This is a genomic window from Sedimenticola hydrogenitrophicus, assembly GCF_025175675.1.
Lineage (GTDB): Bacteria > Pseudomonadota > Gammaproteobacteria > Chromatiales > Chromatiaceae > Sedimenticola > Sedimenticola hydrogenitrophicus.
The window spans coordinates 109,759-125,658 of sequence record NZ_JANIOA010000009.1 but is presented as its reverse complement, the minus strand read 5'-3'; the positions used below and the strand labels follow the sequence as shown (position 1 = coordinate 125,658).

The following is a 15,900-nucleotide window of genomic DNA, read 5'->3' as shown; positions in this document are numbered from 1 at the left end:
GAAAACTCCACCGGCTAAAGCCGGTGGCTTCCGGTTACGGCTGAAAGCCGGATCGATCGGCCATTCGGCCGATTCCCCCTTTCCCTGAAGAGGAAAATTAAAGTGAATGAAGTAGAACGAGCCATGGCGTCCTGATGTTGACCCCCTCATCCTATCCTTCTCCCTGGGGGAGAAGGGACCCTTCGTTCAAGCTTTCATGCAGCTCCCATCAACCCGAAAACCTCATATCTCGCCATCCGTCGCCTAAAGGCGAGGGGCTTACAGATAAAACAAGGACAGCCATAACTTATTGATACGTGTAGTTACCCGCTCGAATTGAAATCTACAGAATAGTTGGTGAGAAGAAAGTTGGGTGTCTGAAGAATTGTCCCGCCCCACAGCGGCTACACTGGTTTCCAGGGGCCGGCCAGTCCCCACTGTCGGCCAAGGATGAGTCCATGTCCCAGGAGGCGCAGATGAACACAGACGAGATTCGGGCACTCCAGGCCCCCTTGAAGCGGCAATACCGGGAACAGCCGGAAACGGCATTGATCACCCTTCGGGCGCGCTCCCGGATTGGTGAAGGTATCACCTGCCGGATCGAAACCGGTAAGGCCCTGGTGGAGGCCGGGCTGCATCCGGCCACCGGCGGCGACGGCCTCTCGGCCTGTTCGGGAGACATGTTGCTCGAGGCGCTGGCCGCCTGTGCCGGGGTGACACTCAGCGCGGTGGCGACGGCCATCGGCATCGACCTGCGAGACGCCACGGTGAACGTGGAGGGCGATCTGGACTTTCGCGGTACCCTGGGGGTGGCGAGAGAGGTCGGAGTCGGATTCCAACGGATCCGGCTCCATTTCGAGCTCGATTGCGACGCCGACCCGGAAAAGCTGGATTCGCTGTTGAAACTGACGGAACGTTACTGCGTAGTCTATCAGACACTGTCTCAGGCACCGGCTATCGCGATCAGCCATGACGTGAAACCCATCTGATGGAGCGGTTAACCCAGGAAGGCGGTGGCTGTGGAGGAACCGCTCCCGAGCACCGAAATACCTACCACGCTCCTCTCCAACGGATCAGGTTGCATTTGAAACCACTGGTGGAATAAATCAGCCATACCGGTAAGAATAGCCGGCCGACTCCGACTCCGACTCAATAGCGAGGGCCAATGCAGCCGCCATCGAAGACAAACTGGGGCGCCGTGTTGATCGCCCTGACGGCCGGCATTATCGCGGCGGCCCATTACGGCAAGGCCCCATCAGCGCTGCCAGAGATCCGCGCCCAGATTCCCATCAGCCTGATCGTGGGCGGCTGGATCATGTCGGTGTTCAGCCTGACCGGCATGGCATTCGGCATCGCCGCGGGCACCTTCGCCGATCGCCTCGGAGCTCGACGAATGGCCATGCTCGGTCTCGGGACCCTGGGCCTGGGCAGCTTGGTCGGCGGCCTGGCCGGTTCCGGCGAGATGCTGTTGCTGAGCCGCGTCATCGAGGGGTTCGGGTTCATCGCCGTGGCGGTCTCGGCACCGGTGCTGATCATGCGGGCCACGGCGCTCAAGGATCTGCAGCTCGCGCTCGGCATCTGGACCACCTACATGCCGGCCGGCATGGCCCTCGCCATGATCTTCACACCGCTGCTGGTCACGCTCATGGGTTGGCGGGCGATCTGGCTGCTGATCGCGCTCGTCTCGCTGCTCTGGCTGCTCCTGGTCTGGCTGAAGGAGGGGAGTGGCAAGCGGGCAGGCACGGCGGCCGCACCCCCCGAACACGGCCTGCTGGAGAATATCCAGCTCACCCTACGCGCGCCGGGACCCTGGCTGCTGAGCCTCGGCTTCGGCTTCTACACCCTGCAGTGGATCTCCCTGATGGCCTGGCTGCCCAGCTTCCTGGTGGAGGAGCGTGGCCTGTCGCTGGAGATGACCGGGCTGCTGACCGCGCTGGTGGTGGCCGCCAATATCCCCGGCAACCTGGCGGTCGGCTGGTTGTTGCGCTGGGGGGTGCCACGCTGGTCCGCCCTGCTGATCTCCGGCCTCGGCCTCGGCCTCACCGCCCTGGGCCTGTTCAACGACGGCTTCGCCGATACGACCCGGTTTCTGCTCTGCCTGGCCTTCTCCTTCTTCGGCGGCATGACCCCCGGGGCGGCCCTTTCCGGCGCGCCCGCCGTGGCCCCCACCCGCGGCCAGATCGGCACCGTCAACGGCATGCTGGTACAGGGGTCGCACCTGGGCCAGCTGCTGGGCCCTCCGGCCCTGGCGGCGCTGGCCACCTACGCCGGGGGCTGGCAGGAGACGCGCTGGCTGATGCTGGCCGGCGCCGCTGGCATCGTCTTCATGGCACTGCTGTTCCGCCGCCTGGGGATCAGCGAAGCGACCGCGCACCGCCGGGTGGGTCCGACCGAGGCGGAGCCCGATACCTGAATCGGCGCCTTGAAGACCGGATCGGACCCGCTTGTTCCACTCCGGTCACAGTTTTGGCCTCCGTCAGTGGTCACCCCGGCGCCGCGCTTTGTGCCCCCGTTGAACCCCATGGCGTCCCGGAGTATGGTGGCAGCTCGGCTTTCGGGAGGTTTCTCAAGTCATGAGCAATCCACGTCACTCCCTGCTCTGGATGGGCATCTATCTGGCGGTGGTCGCCGGCGTCTGCCTGCTGCTGTTTGTGCCGCTGCAGACCGCCTTCATGGCCAACTGGGGCTTCAACTCCCTGATCATGGGCGCCCTGCTGATCGGTATCATCATCAATGCGCGCCAGGTGCTGATCCTGGAACCGGAGATCCGCTGGATCACCCTGTTCCGCACCGGGGAGGCGGGGATCTCGCTGGCGGAGAGCCCGCGTCTGCTCAAGCCCCTGGCGCGGCATCTGCACGGGCGGCGCAAGGACCGTTTCCGCCTCTCCGCCCTCTCGCTGAGGACCGTCCTTGACGGCATTCGCGCGCGCCTCGACGAGTCGCGGGAGATCTCCCGTTACATGATCGGGCTGCTGGTCTTTCTCGGCCTGCTCGGTACCTTCTGGGGCCTGCTCGGCACCATCTCCTCGGTGAGCAGCGTAATCGCCGGGCTGGACGTGGGCAATCGCGACTTCGCCGCCGTGTTCCAGCAGCTCAAGGCCGGACTGCAGCAGCCGCTGACCGGCATGGGTACCGCCTTCAGCTCGTCGCTGTTCGGTCTCGGCGGCTCCCTGGTGCTGGGCTTCCTCGACATCCTCGCCGGCCACGCCCAGAACCGCTTCTTCAACGACCTGGAGGAGTGGCTCTCCGGCGTCACCCAGCTGATCGACGAGCCCGGCAGCCAGCCCCTGATCGAGGATGCCGACAACCTGGAACAGCGCCTGAGCCAACAGCTGAGAGAGAAGCAGGATCAGCGCCGCCAGGCGCCGCCAGCAGGTGATGCAGCACCGCCGGCAAACGATACCGCGCCGCCGACGGAGGACGAGGCAGAGACCGGGCGACCCGGCACGGGCGGCAACTGAGGCCCCCATGTCCGCCATCTCCCGCCGCAACCGTCGCAACGTCAATGTCTGGCCGGGCTACGTCGATGCCCTGGCCGCCCTGCTCATGCTGGTCATCTTCGTCCTGCTGGTCTTCACCTTCGCCCAGTTCATGCTGTCCCAGATCCTCTCCAGCCAGGAGACCGAACTGGGCGACCTGGAGCAGCGCCTCCAGCAACTGACCGCGGAGCTCGGCCTGGAGCAGCAGAAGAACCGGACCCTGGTGGCCAACGTCGAGGACCTGTCCGGGCTGATCACCCAACTCACGGAGGAGAAATTCGAACTGGCCGGCCGGATGGAGCAGTTGACCCAGGCGCAGGCGGCCGATCGCCAACAGATCGAACAGCAGTTGCTCAACATCGCCAGCCTGCAGCAGGATATCGACCGGCTGCGGCAGCTACGCACCCGGCTGGAGGCGGAGATCGGCAACCTCAGCGCCAACCTCCGCCAGCAGAGCGATGAGGCGACCCAGCTGCGCGATCGCAGCAAGGCGCTGGAGGCACAGTTGGCCGACGCCAACGAGCGCACCCATCTGGCACAGGTGGAGATCGAGGAGCGGAAGATCCGCATCCAGGCCCTCAGCGCCCTGGTCAGTGAGCAGAACCAGGCGCTGGAGCAGGAGCGCCGCCTCTCCGCCGACGCCCAGGCCGAGGTGGCCCTGCTGCGGCGGATGATTGATGGACTGCGCTCCCAGTTGGCGGAGATCAACCAGGCGCTGGCCCAGGCCGAGAAGGACAAGCAGGCGCAGCAGGCCGAGATCAGCGATCTGGGTAAACGGCTCAATGTGGAGCTGGCGCGGCGGGTCAACGAGCTGGAGCGCTACCGCTCGGACTTCTTCGGCCAACTCAGCGGGCTGCTCAAGTCCAACCCCTACATCCAGGTCAAGGGCGACCGCTTCCTGTTCCAGTCGGAGCTGCTGTTCGATTCGGGTTCGGCCGAGCTGGGCGCCGAAGGGCAGCGCCAGCTCGATGAACTGGCCCGGGTACTGCGCGACGTGATCAAGATCATCCCCGAGCAGATCGACTGGATCCTGCGTATCGACGGACATACCGACCGGGTGCCGATCCGGAGTACCCAGTTCGCCTCCAACTGGGAGCTCTCCACGGCGCGCGCCGTCTCCGTGCTGCGCTATCTGGCCAGTCAGGGCATCCCACCGCGGCGCATGGCGGCCACCGGCTTTGCCGAGTTCCACCCGCTGAACCCGGCCGGCAGCGAGGCGGCCTACCGCCAGAACCGGCGCATAGAGATCAAGCTGACCGCACGCTGAGCCTCGCCGGCAGGCCTCTCGGATACCCCCCGGGGGCGCTCCCTGACGCCGGCCACTGATCCCACAGGAAAGCGCACCCCGATGGGAGGTCCATTCTCTGCTAATCTCCTAAGTGATTGAAGGAACAACGCCGCTTCCGGGCGGTATTCGCGCATCGGTTCAAACCGGCAGGGAACAATAACCGACGAATACACGACAGGATATTGCACCTCCCCCGACAACACCGACAGAACAGGAGGAAAGGCGACATGCTGTTCATCACCAATCGCTTCCCGAAGCAGAGCATCCGTTCCCGCGCCGGGCGCAAATTTGATTTCGACCTGGATAACAATGCGTCAAGCAACTCCATCTTCTTCTGCGAAAAGACCGACGACCAGGCCTACCGGGAGATCGGCAGTATCGAGTTCCTCACCCGGCTGAAACTCGCCCCGCAGCGGCAGCTACTCTTTTATATTCACGGCTTTTCCAATCTTCCGGAGGACATACTCCGTGCCGTGGAGGAGTTCCAGACGCTGTGCGACGAAAAGAAAGCAGACGAGGTGCTGGTGGTGCCGCTGATCTGGCCCTGCGACAACGATTTCGGTGTGGTCAAGGACTACTGGGATGACCAGAAATCTGCCGACTCAAGCGCCTACTCGTTCGCGCGCATCCTGGAAAAATTCGTGCACTGGCGCAATTCAGAAAAATACAATCCACAGGCCGACCCCTGCCTCAAGCGCATCAACGTCCTGGCCCATTCCATGGGCAACAGGGTGCTGCGCGAGACCCTGGCGGCCTGGAACCGCTATGACCTGGCGGACGGGGTGCCGCTCATCTTCAGAAACACCTTCCTGGTGGCCGCCGATATCGTCAACGAATCGCTGCAGCCGGGCAACCGGGGCGAACACATCTGCCACGCCTCACGCAACGTGATTGTCTACTACGCTTCCGACGACCTGGCCCTGCGCGCCAGCAAGGCCTCCAACCTGAGAAACAAGATCGCCTCCCGGCGCCTGGGGCACACCGGACCGGAGGATATGCAACTCGCACCCGCCAACGTGTACGCGGTGGATTGCGACGACGTCAACAACCTCTACGACAATCCCAAGGGGCACACCTACTTCCGGTCCGGAATCGTCGCGGGGAAGCCGGGCCTGGTATTCGAGCACATTTTCGAGGCGCTGCTGTCGGGCCGCGTCTTCCCCGACGAGGAGTTCCGCCGCACCACCATCATCCGGGAATAGGGCCGCCCGACCCGTAGGATGTCCGCCCCCGGGGCCGATTGTCCGGGCGGCAAACACACCCTGCCCAGCTCAGGTGAACAGCTCCAGCAGGTCCACCGAGCTATGCCGGCCCAGGTGGTGCCGGTTGTCGTCCAGCCAGGCCTGGGCGTAATCCCGGCCCTGGTCACGCAACATCTCCAGGAACGAGGCGTGGGTGTTCAGTCGGCTGGTATGGTTCAGCGAATTCATCAGGTCATTGGCCTCGATGAGATGGATCTTGAGATCCCGCACCTTGCGCTCGAATCTGCCCAGCACGTAGCGCGACCTGCCGTAGCGCTGCTTGATATCGGCGATGGCGCGCATCTCCCGCAGGAACGAGGCGCTGAAGCCGAGTTCCTGCGCCCGGGTCCTGATCTGCGCGGCGCTATCGGGATCACTGTCATGCCGTAGCGGCGTGAGCAACACGATAATGATGTCATCGCTTTTGCCCTGACTCAGCAGCGGGAAAATAGCGGGATTGCCGCTGTAGGCCCCGTCCCAGTATGGCTCGCCGTCGATCTCGATGCTGTGATGGACGGTGGGCAGACAGGCCGAGGCCAGCAGCACATCGGGAGATAACTCGTGGTTTTCGAATACCCGGATCTTGCCCGTTCTCACCTGCGTGGTGGCGATATACAGACGGATCGTTTCCGGCTCACTGAAGACGGAAAAGTCGATCACCCGCTCCACCAGATCACGCAGGGGATTGAGTGCCAGCGGGTTGAACTGATAAGGCGACAGGAACCAGCCCAGGGTCATCAGCGCCTGATACAGGGGGGAATATTCAATACTGTGTCCCGCCTGCCGGCTCAGTTCATGATCTGAACTGACAAAACTCATGCTGGCCTGCGTGCCCAACTCGCTCCAGAATTCACTCAGCTTGTCCCTCGCCCCCGGCCGCCCACCCTGGGCATAACCACAAGCCAGCAGCGCCGCATTCATGGCCCCGGCACTGGTGCCGCTGACCGCCTCGAAGCCAAGCCACGCCTCCTCCAGCAGGCGGTCCAACACCCCCCAGGTAAAGGCGCCATGGGCGCCGCCCCCCTGCAGGGCCAGATTGGTGACCCGTTCATGTTCAGGCATGGCATCCACTCCTTTGTTGCGCTGCAGCATAGGATCAAGGTAACCGGCTCCGAGAGGAAGGTCAAATGACATTTTGTGCCACCCACACGGCTGGCAGGACATTTTGTGCCACCCACACGGCCGGCAGGGTGAGGCAACCCCGGAAATGGAATAATTTTCGGGCTCCTCCGCATAATTCGTGGGTTGATGTATTACCTAAGACCAGCACCAAGCACATGATCCGCAGGAACAAATAATGCCGGGGTGCATGCTTCCGGTCGGCTTTTCCCAGAGCGGTTTTTTCTGCTCTCGCCAAGACGCCAAGAACGCCAAGAAAAACTGATTTATTCGCTTATATTCCGCTTCCTGCGGTCTTTGCGCTCTTGGCGAGAGAAAATGCCTTCTCTGCATATCCACCAGTTCTGTGGACGAGCTAATTTTCGTAACGCCGGTCGCCCGAGGAAAATAAATCTGATATATTCTGGCCATTGATTTTAACCACGGCTTGCCGGTCCCGCTACGACCCGCCGGCCCACTTCACAAGGAAGCGTACCGTGAAAGGCATAATCATCGCGTTGGCCCTGATAGCCGTAGGCTATTACATCTATCACAATCACTCCCCCTTCCAAACCACGGTCACCGATCCCTACTACGCCGAGATCCGCATCAATATCCGTGCCTCGAACGTGCAACTGGTCGGCTTCGGCAAAATGAACTCGTTGGCCGATTGCACGGCCCGTGCGGCACTGGTCTGGGCAAACACGCTGAAAACCCTGGGCGAGGTAGAGGTCAAGTCCGACTGTAAAAAAGAGATCAGCGCACGTTACAGGAAACTGTTCGTGAACGAGAAAATTCCGGCCAGTTATATCGCTCTCGACAGGGGGACCGATGGCGAACGGGATGCGCGGTTTATTTTCTACGGCATCCCCTCCAGTTATGTCAGCAGAGAGTGCCAAACCATTACCCAGCGCATCCGTCAGGGCTACAAAGGCAAGGTATTCTGCGTGCAGGGCAGCGTCAGTTAGTGGGAGAGGGCATTGCCCGCCGGTAAGCGCAGGGGTGTGCCTGGGGGTATTGTCCGACTTCAGGCACAACCGTGCCGGGCGACCGTAGTCGGTTTTTTGCTGGGCCGCCAACTATTCGCTTAGCGCACTGGCCCCCGGGGTTTGTGTCTGACGACACACTATCCGGGCACGCCTTCTGATACCATGCTCTCGTTTGCATGCGAAATCCGCCTGCACCGAGAACAAGAGTGACCATCACCGGGGGTTGTGAATATGAACGTTGTACAAGGACTGACCTGTCTTTTCTTTATCACCGCAACAAGCCTGGCTCATGCCGACAATCTGACCGTGGATGCTGCCATAGGCGGCGGCATTGGTGGCGCCCTGGGCGGTGCCGCCGGTGCGGAGATCGGGGGTCGCGAAGGTGCCATCATAGGCAGCGCCGCCGGAGCCGCCATCGGTACCACGATCAATACCCAGGGCGACTATCCCGAGAAGCGGGAAAGCCATGGACGCGTGATCGAGGTGGAACCGCTACCCCGCTACCGGGAGCCCAGCCGCTTCTGTCCCCCCGGGCAGGCCAAGAAAGGCCGCTGCTAAGGACTCGCGCAAAAATAAGTTTCGGTATTCGATCGCCACTGGACCACGCCGCCGGCGTTACGCTTTTTGCCAAGGGAACAGCCATTGCCTGCAAAGCGCGCCTTGCCGGCATGGCCCAGTGACGCCCTCGGTACTACGAAATTATTCTTGCGCGAGCCCTAAGCCTGACGGCGGGCGTGGTCAGGACTCGACAAACGCCCGCTCGATGACATAACTCCCCTGCACCCCGTGGCGCGACTCCTCGAAGCCGCGACGCTGGAGGATCGCACAGGTGTCCCGTAGCATGCCGGGGCTGCCGCAGACCATGAACCGGTCATTCTCCCGGTCAAACGCCGGCAGACCGATATCTTCAAACAGCTTGCCGCTCTCCATCAGGTCGGTCAGGCGGCCCTGGTTGGGGAATGGCTCCCGCGTGACGGTGGGATAATAGATCAGCTTTTCCCGCACTAGGTCGCCGAAATATTCGTTTTGCGGCAGCTCCTCGATAATCATTTTTCGGTAGGCCAACTCCGAAACATAGCGTACGCCATGGGTGAGGATCACCTTGTCGTAGCGCTCGTAGATATCCGGATCCTTGATGATGCTGAGGAAGGGCGCCAGACCGGTGCCGGTGGCCAGCAGATAGAGACGCTTGCCCGGCAGCAGGTGATCGGCGATGAGGGTGCCGGTGGGTTTCTTGCTGAGCAACAGTTCATCCCCGGCCTGAATCTTCTGCAGCCGCGAGGTGAGGGGGCCATCCGGCACCTTGATGCTGAAGAATTCCAGCTCGTCCTCGTAGTTCGCGCTGGCGATGCTGTAGGCACGCATCAGCGGCCGCCCCTCCACCTCGATGCCGATCATGGTGAAGTGGCCATTGTGGAAACGAAACGCGTCGTTGCGGCTGGTTTTGAAACTGAACAGCGTGTCGTTCCAGTGATGCACGCTGATCACCCGTTCACGTATAAGATTGCTCATTACATCCAGCCCTGCCCTGGTAAATGCCATTGTTGATGGTATTGACCATAACGCCGGGCGGTTTGCTGCAAAAATAACTTGTTGGAATCAGCTTATACGGGAACTGCAACCACACAGATCATGCTGTTGCACCAGTGGACTAGGAGCCTGTCGGGTTTAACACTGACCTACTGCGGAAAAGCCGAATTTGGCCATATTTTCCGATCTTTCTCGTTAAATAGGTCCACTATTCCATCCTTAGGTCCGTAAACGGTGCATCCCTGCACCACTCCTCGCCTCGAAAGATCAAAAAATCTGGCTCAATTCGGCTTTCCCTCGCTACGGTCGGTCAAACCCGACAGGCTCCTAGCGCCTGAAACCGCAGGCGGCCACGGCACGGGACAGATCATTGGCCAGGGCCTCGCGCTCGGACTCCACCAGACATTCGCCGATTTCCACTTCCGATTCAGCCGACTGCAGGTAGAGGTGTGCGGCCGCCAGCCGGCTGTCACCCCGCTGAAGATTCACCCGCGCCAGTGGAGGCCGGACCTGAAACACCGGTTGATCGCCCCCCTGTATCACCCGTATCGCCGATGGCTCGACCGCGATCACCTCACGGGAGTAGACCTTCAATGAAGTCCGGTAGAAGACGCAGGCGAGCACCACCAGCTCCGCGACGATGAAGGGGAACACAAGCCAGGCACCCAGCGACCAGAAGACCAGCCCGATACCCAGCATCACCACGGCAATCACATTGAACAGCAGCTTGGCATGCCGCCACTTGAGGGAGTTGTTGGGACGGACAATGAACACCTCGCCCCGTGACTCGGGCATTTCATAATGCATCACCATACCGAACCTCCTCCGCGGACCACCCTCCGCGGTGGGCAATTCCGACTCCGTGCCGGCCCCGCTCGTGGCCGGTCAACCCGGGTCGGTTCGCTTCAGATTGGTCACCAGGTAGATAACACCCAGGGCCAGGGCCAGGGAAAACCACATCAGCGCATAACCCCGGTGACGTTGCGGATTGAGCCAGGTGGCCTGCCGCTGCTGCCTGTAGTGCTCGATGATCCGCGCATCCTGCAACAGGACCAGTGGCTGCAGATCCACTGCCAGCACCTGGCGCAGCCAGGCAAGGTCGAGATAGGGCAGCTCCAGCAGCGGTGCGTCGGCTCGATAGCGCAACTCCCCCAGCCGCATCCCGGGACGCGGCGCGGCCACCAGCATGCCCCGCAGTTCCTGATCGCGCGGGCGTAAAGCCGGGTCGCCGAGCAGCGGCTTGCCCTCGGCGTTCGCGGGGACCCAGCCCCGGTTGACCAGCAGGTGCCTGTCGGAGCCCGCCAGCTGGAACAGCGCGAACCGGTGAAATCCCAGCCGCCCCCCAAGGAGTTGATTGTTGAGCAGGATAACGGGGGTATCCCTGAACTGGCCGGTAACCGCTCCCAGGCGATTGATGAGCCGTGGATCGGTAAAATCGGTGGCGTTCAGCTGCAGTACCGGCTGGGCGCTGTTCTGCTCGAAGTGCGCTATCAACCGTGCCTTCGCATCCGCGCGCTGCAGTTGCCAAACACCCAGGGAGGTCAGCAGCGAAACCAGCACCAGGCTCAGCAGCGTCATCCATCGGGTCGGCCGGAAACGGTAACCTCCTGGCGCTATCGGCAGACCACGGATCGACCGCGGCGCGACGCTACGGCGCTGGGAATGGGGCTGGGGATGGGCCGGGCTCATAACCAGTAGACGAAGGTAAACAGGAGCAGCCAGACCACGTCGACAAAGTGCCAGTACCAGGCGCTGGCTTCAAAGGCGAAATGGCCGAGCGGGGTGAAATGGCCGGCGAGACTGCGCCCCAGAACGACCATCAGCATGATCGCCCCCACCGTTACGTGCAGACCATGGAACCCGGTCAGCATGATGAAGGTGGTACCGTAGATGCCGGAACCGATACTCAGATTGAGTTCGGTGAAGGCGTGCCGGTATTCGTAGGCCTGTAGCGCGAGAAACAGCAGCCCCAGCGAAACGGTCAGGATCAGCCCGACGATCAGCTGGCGACGCCGCTCCGCCTTGAGCGCCCAATGGGCCCAGGTCACCGTGGCCGCGCTGGAGAGCAGGATCAGGGTATTCAGCGCGGGAATCCCGGCGGCCTCCATGGGCGCCTTGGCCACACTGAACTGACTGGCGTCGGGCAGTTGCAGCAGCGGCCAGGCGGCGATGAAATCGGGCCAGAGAAACAGATGGGTACTGGCCTCGCCACCCTCGCCGCCCAGCCAGGGGACGGAGAGCACCCGGGCGTAAAAAAGCGCGGCAAAAAATGCCCCGAAGAACATCACCTCGGAGAAGATAAACCAGCACATGCCCCAGCGGTAGGAGCGTCCCACCTGCTGGTTATAGCTGCCGGACTGGCTTTCACGGATCACCGTTCCGAACCAGCCGACCAGCATCAGCACCATGATCAATCCGCCAAATATCATCAAGGTACTGCCGATGTTCGCACCGGTGAGCAGGCGGGCAAAGCCTACGAACAGCGCGCACAGCCCGATGGAGCCGAGGATCGGCCAATAGCTGTTGTGCGGCAAGTAATATCTCTCGGTTGCTGAAGACATGTCCAAGTGCTCCGTTGTGGCTTGGAAAATCCGCGCCCGCCTCACGAGCCGGGAGCGGCCTCCCGGTTCAAGCTGTTGAACAGGGTATAGGCGATGCTGATGGTGCCCACCTCGGGGGGCAACGCCCTGTCCACCATAAATCGCACCGGCATCATTCGCTGCTCTGCGGGAGCAAAACGCTGTTGCCGGAAACAGAAACACTCCAGCTTGCTGACGTAACCGGCGGCGGTTCCCGGCGCGATACTGGAGACCGCCCGCACCGTCATCGCCTGATCCGTGGGGTTTCGCGCCTGATAGCTCACCGTGTAGAGCCTGCCCGGTTGCACCCGCAACCTGGATTGGCTCGGACGGAACTCCCAGCCCCCGGCCAGGTTGCTGCCGGAGAGAAACTCCACCGTCACCCAGCGGCTACCGTCGACCGTCGTCGGATCCATCGCCGTGATCTGCTTGACGCCCTTGCCGTTGAGGCCGGTGATATCACAAAACACCTCATACAACGGCACCAGGGCAAAGCCGAAACCGAACATGGCCAGGGTGATACCGGCCAGCTTCAATGCCAGTGTCCGATTGCTCTGCTGTCGGGCCGATTGCTTCACGGGTCACAGATGAGTCAGGATAATGGCACCGAAAAATGTCAGTGCGGCCAGGAACAGAAGCAACGCCAACAGCATATTATTGCGCCGGCGGCTGTACTGATGAGCGTTGGTTCGCGGCTGCACGGCTCAGGTCCCCTCATGCTGCAACTCGCCCTCCGCCAGCTTCGGCGGCTCCTGGAAGGTGTGATAGGGTGCCGGCGAGGGCACGCTCCACTCCAGTCCGATCGCACCGTCCCAGACCCGGGCCGGGGCTTTGCTGCCGGAACGTATGGTCTGGAAAACGATATAGACAAAGATCAGCTGAGTGAGTCCAAAGCCGATACCACCGATGGACGAGACCTGGTTCCAGTCGGTGAACTGGATGGCGTAATCCGGCACCCGTCGTGGCATCCCGGCCAGGCCGAGAAAATGTTGCGGGAAATAGAGCAGATTGGAGAACACGATGGAGCACCAGAAATGGATTTTACCCAGGCGCTCGTTGTACATATTCCCGGTCCATTTCGGCAACCAGTAATAGACCGCGCCGAAGATCCCGAACACCGAACCGGTGACCAGCACATAGTGGAAATGGGCGACCACGAAATAGGTGTCCTGGTATTGGAAATCGGCGGGCGTGATGGCCAGCATCAACCCGGAGAATCCGCCGATGGTAAACAGCACGACAAAGGAGATCGCCCACAGCATCGGCGTCTCGAAGGTCATGGAGCCGCGCCACATGGTGGAGACCCAGTTGAAGATCTTCACCCCGGTGGGCACCGCGATCAGCATGGTGCTGTACATGAAGAACAGCTCGGCGGCCAGCGGCATGCCCACGGTGAACATGTGATGGGCCCAGACGATGAAGGAGAGAAAGGCGATGGAGGCGGTGGCATAGACCATCGAGGCGTAGCCGAACAGGGGCTTGCGCGCGAAGGTGGGGATGATGGTCGAGACCACGCCAAAGGCGGGGAGGATCATGATGTAGACCTCGGGATGGCCGAAGAACCAGAAGATGTGCTGGAACATCACCGGGTCCCCGCCGCCGGCGGCATTGAAGAAACTGCTGCCAAAAAAGCGGTCGGTGAGCAACATGGTAACCACCCCGGCCAGTACCGGCATGGCGGCGATGAGCAGAAAGGCGGTCACCAGCCAGGTCCAGACAAACAGCGGCATCTTCATCAGGTTCATGTCCGGGGTTCGCATATTCAGGATGGTGACGATGATATTGATCGCCCCCATCAGCGACGACAGGCCCATGAGATGAATCGAGAAGATCAGGTAGGGGAAGGCGTCGCCGGTCATCAACACCAGCGGCGGGTACATGGTCCAGCCCCCGGCGGGGGCACCGCCGGGCATGAACAGGGTACTCAACAGCATGCTGAAGGCGAATGGCAGAATCCAGAAGCTCCAGTTATTCATGCGCGGGAAGGCCATGTCGGGCGCGCCGATCATCAGCGGGATCTGCCAGTTGGCCAGGCCGACAAAGGCCGGCATCACCGCACCGAAGATCATCACCAGCGCATGCATGGTGGTCATCTGATTAAAAAACAGGGGATCGGTAAACTGCAGCCCCGGCTGAAACAGCTCGGTGCGGATCACCATCGACATGCTGCCACCGATAAAGAACATCAGCAGCGCAAACAGCAGGTAGAGCGTGCCGATATCCTTGTGGTTGGTGGTCACCACCCAGCGCCAGAGACCGGGCGGTTTTTCATCTGCATGTGCGTGTACCGATTCGGTCATGGGATTCTCCTCAGCGCGCTGACTTTATCTGGGCCGGCTGCACCATGTCTCCGCTATCGTTGCCGAAGGCATTGCGCTCATAGCTGATCACCGCGGCGATATCCAGGTCGGACAGCTGGTCGGCAAACGCCTGCATCGCCGTACCCTGTTTTCCCTTCATCACGATCTCGATATGCGCATCCACCGGGCCGGTCGCTACCGGACTGCCCTTGAGCGCCGGGAAGACATTGGGGATGCCGACGCCCCCCGGCTGATGGCAGGCGGCGCAGATCTTGTTGTAGACATCCTCGCCCCGCTCGACCAGTTGCTCCAGGCCCCACTCCTGCTCCGCCAGGGCCTGTTCACTGCGTTGCGCCACTTTCCGGCTTTCGACCCACTGCCGGTACTCCTCCTCGGTCTTGGCCTCCACCACGATCGGCATAAAGCCGTGATCCCGACCGCACAGCTCGGCACACTGGCCGCGGTAGGTGCCGGGCTCTTCTATCCAGGTCCAGGACTCGTTGATGAAACCGGGAATGGCGTCGCGCTTCCAACCCAGATCGGGCACCCACCAGGCGTGGATGACATCATTGGACCCGAGCAGAAAACGTATCTTTTTTCGGATCGGCAATACCAGCGGCTCATCCACTTCGAGCAGATAGTTTTCACCCTTGGGAGAACGGTTCTTGATCTGGTCACTCGGGGTCGCCAGCAGGCTGAAAAAACTGACCTCATCATCCAGGTAGCGATAGTGCCACTTCCACTGGTAGCCGGTGACCTGAATGGTCAGATCGGGATCGCTGGTATCCTCCATGGCAATCAGGGTCCGGGTCGCCGGGATCGCCATCGCCACCAGGATCAGGCTGGGCACCAGGGTCCAGATCACCTCGACCAGGGTGCTCTCGTGAAATTTTGCCGCCACCGCGCCTTTCGAACGACGATGCCGGACAATGCTGTAAAACATCGCACCGAAAACCAGCGCGCCAATGGCCACACAGATCCACAGGATAATCATGTGCAGGTCATAGATCTCCCGACTGATCGGGGTCACGCCTTGACGCATGTTGAGGGCGAAATCAGCCTGGGCCGGAGATGCCGCCAGCCCAGGCAGCACCATGAAAAGACCGGTAATTTTTCCTTTTATCCAGTTCAATGCAGCCTCCAACTCCAGCGATTGCGACTAGCAGCGATGGCTTTTTTTTGGCCTGAACTTCACATGGTCAAATACTTGGGTGCGGTGGCCAAATCTGGCTACAGCTTTAGATGCTTACTCTGAAAGTAGCGAATGGGTGTCAGATGAGTAACAGGCGAGCCGGTGAACAACAGGGCGGTTGCCATGCACCTGATGCTACGATCAAGACAGCACCCTAAGCATAGTTGATGGATGGAGTTATTCAAACGTTGGAACCGATCTTATTCCTTTACTATCTGCCGGTGT

15 protein-coding genes are annotated in these 15,900 nt (G+C 61.3%); 7 read left to right on the top strand and 8 right to left on the bottom strand.

Annotated features, from left to right (window positions below; translation table 11 throughout):
• The first annotated feature begins 455 nt into the window (after nt 1–455).
• The 5 genes from NPX02_RS07285 to NPX02_RS07265 all read left to right on the top strand — a co-directional run bounded on the left by NPX02_RS07285 (nt 456) and on the right by NPX02_RS07265 (nt 5,948).
• Nucleotides 456–968: an OsmC family protein gene (locus NPX02_RS07285; protein ID WP_260292815.1), complete on the top strand. Its 513-nt coding sequence runs from the start codon at nt 456–458 to the stop codon at nt 966–968.
• Between the two features lie 176 nt (nt 969–1,144).
• Nucleotides 1,145–2,392 (top strand): MFS transporter, encoded by a 1,248-nt coding sequence (locus NPX02_RS07280; RefSeq protein WP_260292813.1) that lies wholly within the window; start codon nt 1,145–1,147, stop codon nt 2,390–2,392.
• Between the two features lie 160 nt (nt 2,393–2,552).
• Complete coding sequence (locus tag NPX02_RS07275; RefSeq protein WP_260292812.1) at nt 2,553–3,440, top strand: flagellar motor protein MotA; 888 nt, start codon at nt 2,553–2,555, stop codon at nt 3,438–3,440.
• Between the two features lie 7 nt (nt 3,441–3,447).
• Entirely contained in the window at nt 3,448–4,725 is a 1,278-nt protein-coding gene (locus NPX02_RS07270; RefSeq protein WP_260292810.1) for a peptidoglycan-binding protein, read from the top strand.
• A gap of 248 nt (nt 4,726–4,973) precedes the next feature.
• Nucleotides 4,974–5,948, top strand: coding sequence for an alpha/beta hydrolase (locus NPX02_RS07265; RefSeq protein WP_260292809.1), 975 nt, complete (start codon nt 4,974–4,976; stop codon nt 5,946–5,948).
• 69 nt (nt 5,949–6,017) lie between these two features.
• On the opposite strand, the gene NPX02_RS07260 is transcribed toward NPX02_RS07265, so the two are convergent.
• Complete coding sequence (locus NPX02_RS07260) at nt 6,018–7,049, bottom strand: patatin-like phospholipase family protein (RefSeq protein WP_260292808.1); 1,032 nt, start codon at nt 7,047–7,049, stop codon at nt 6,018–6,020.
• Nucleotides 7,050–7,582: 533 nt separating this feature from the next.
• Here NPX02_RS07260 and NPX02_RS07255 point away from each other — a divergent pair.
• Complete coding sequence (locus NPX02_RS07255; RefSeq protein WP_260292807.1) at nt 7,583–8,053, top strand: hypothetical protein; 471 nt, start codon at nt 7,583–7,585, stop codon at nt 8,051–8,053.
• A 252-nt stretch (nt 8,054–8,305) separates the two neighbouring features.
• Complete coding sequence (locus tag NPX02_RS07250) at nt 8,306–8,632, top strand: hypothetical protein (protein ID WP_260292806.1); 327 nt, start codon at nt 8,306–8,308, stop codon at nt 8,630–8,632.
• Between the two features lie 180 nt (nt 8,633–8,812).
• Here the strand turns inward: NPX02_RS07250 and NPX02_RS07245 are convergent, their stop codons facing one another.
• The 7 genes from NPX02_RS07245 to coxB form a co-directional block, all read right to left on the bottom strand.
• A complete protein-coding gene (locus NPX02_RS07245) occupies nt 8,813–9,586 on the bottom strand; it encodes a ferredoxin--NADP reductase (protein WP_260292805.1) in 774 nt (257 codons plus the stop codon).
• A 345-nt stretch (nt 9,587–9,931) separates the two neighbouring features.
• Nucleotides 9,932–10,417: a DUF2244 domain-containing protein gene (locus NPX02_RS07240; protein WP_260292804.1), complete on the bottom strand. Its 486-nt coding sequence runs from the start codon at nt 10,415–10,417 to the stop codon at nt 9,932–9,934.
• A gap of 72 nt (nt 10,418–10,489) precedes the next feature.
• Nucleotides 10,490–11,182, bottom strand: coding sequence for an SURF1 family protein (locus NPX02_RS07235; protein ID WP_260292803.1), 693 nt, complete (start codon nt 11,180–11,182; stop codon nt 10,490–10,492).
• 107 nt (nt 11,183–11,289) lie between these two features.
• Complete coding sequence (locus tag NPX02_RS07230; protein WP_260292802.1) at nt 11,290–12,165, bottom strand: cytochrome c oxidase subunit 3; 876 nt, start codon at nt 12,163–12,165, stop codon at nt 11,290–11,292.
• Nucleotides 12,166–12,206: 41 nt separating this feature from the next.
• The gene (locus tag NPX02_RS07225; RefSeq protein ID WP_260292801.1) at nt 12,207–12,761 is read right to left on the bottom strand and encodes a cytochrome c oxidase assembly protein; all 555 of its coding nucleotides are present in this window, start codon (nt 12,759–12,761) and stop codon (nt 12,207–12,209) included.
• A 126-nt stretch (nt 12,762–12,887) separates the two neighbouring features.
• A complete protein-coding gene (gene ctaD, locus NPX02_RS07220; RefSeq protein ID WP_260292800.1) occupies nt 12,888–14,483 on the bottom strand; it encodes a cytochrome c oxidase subunit I in 1,596 nt (531 codons plus the stop codon).
• 10 nt (nt 14,484–14,493) lie between these two features.
• The gene (gene coxB, locus NPX02_RS07215; RefSeq protein WP_335342528.1) at nt 14,494–15,615 is read right to left on the bottom strand and encodes a cytochrome c oxidase subunit II; all 1,122 of its coding nucleotides are present in this window, start codon (nt 15,613–15,615) and stop codon (nt 14,494–14,496) included.
• Nucleotides 15,616–15,900: the final 285 nt, after the last annotated feature.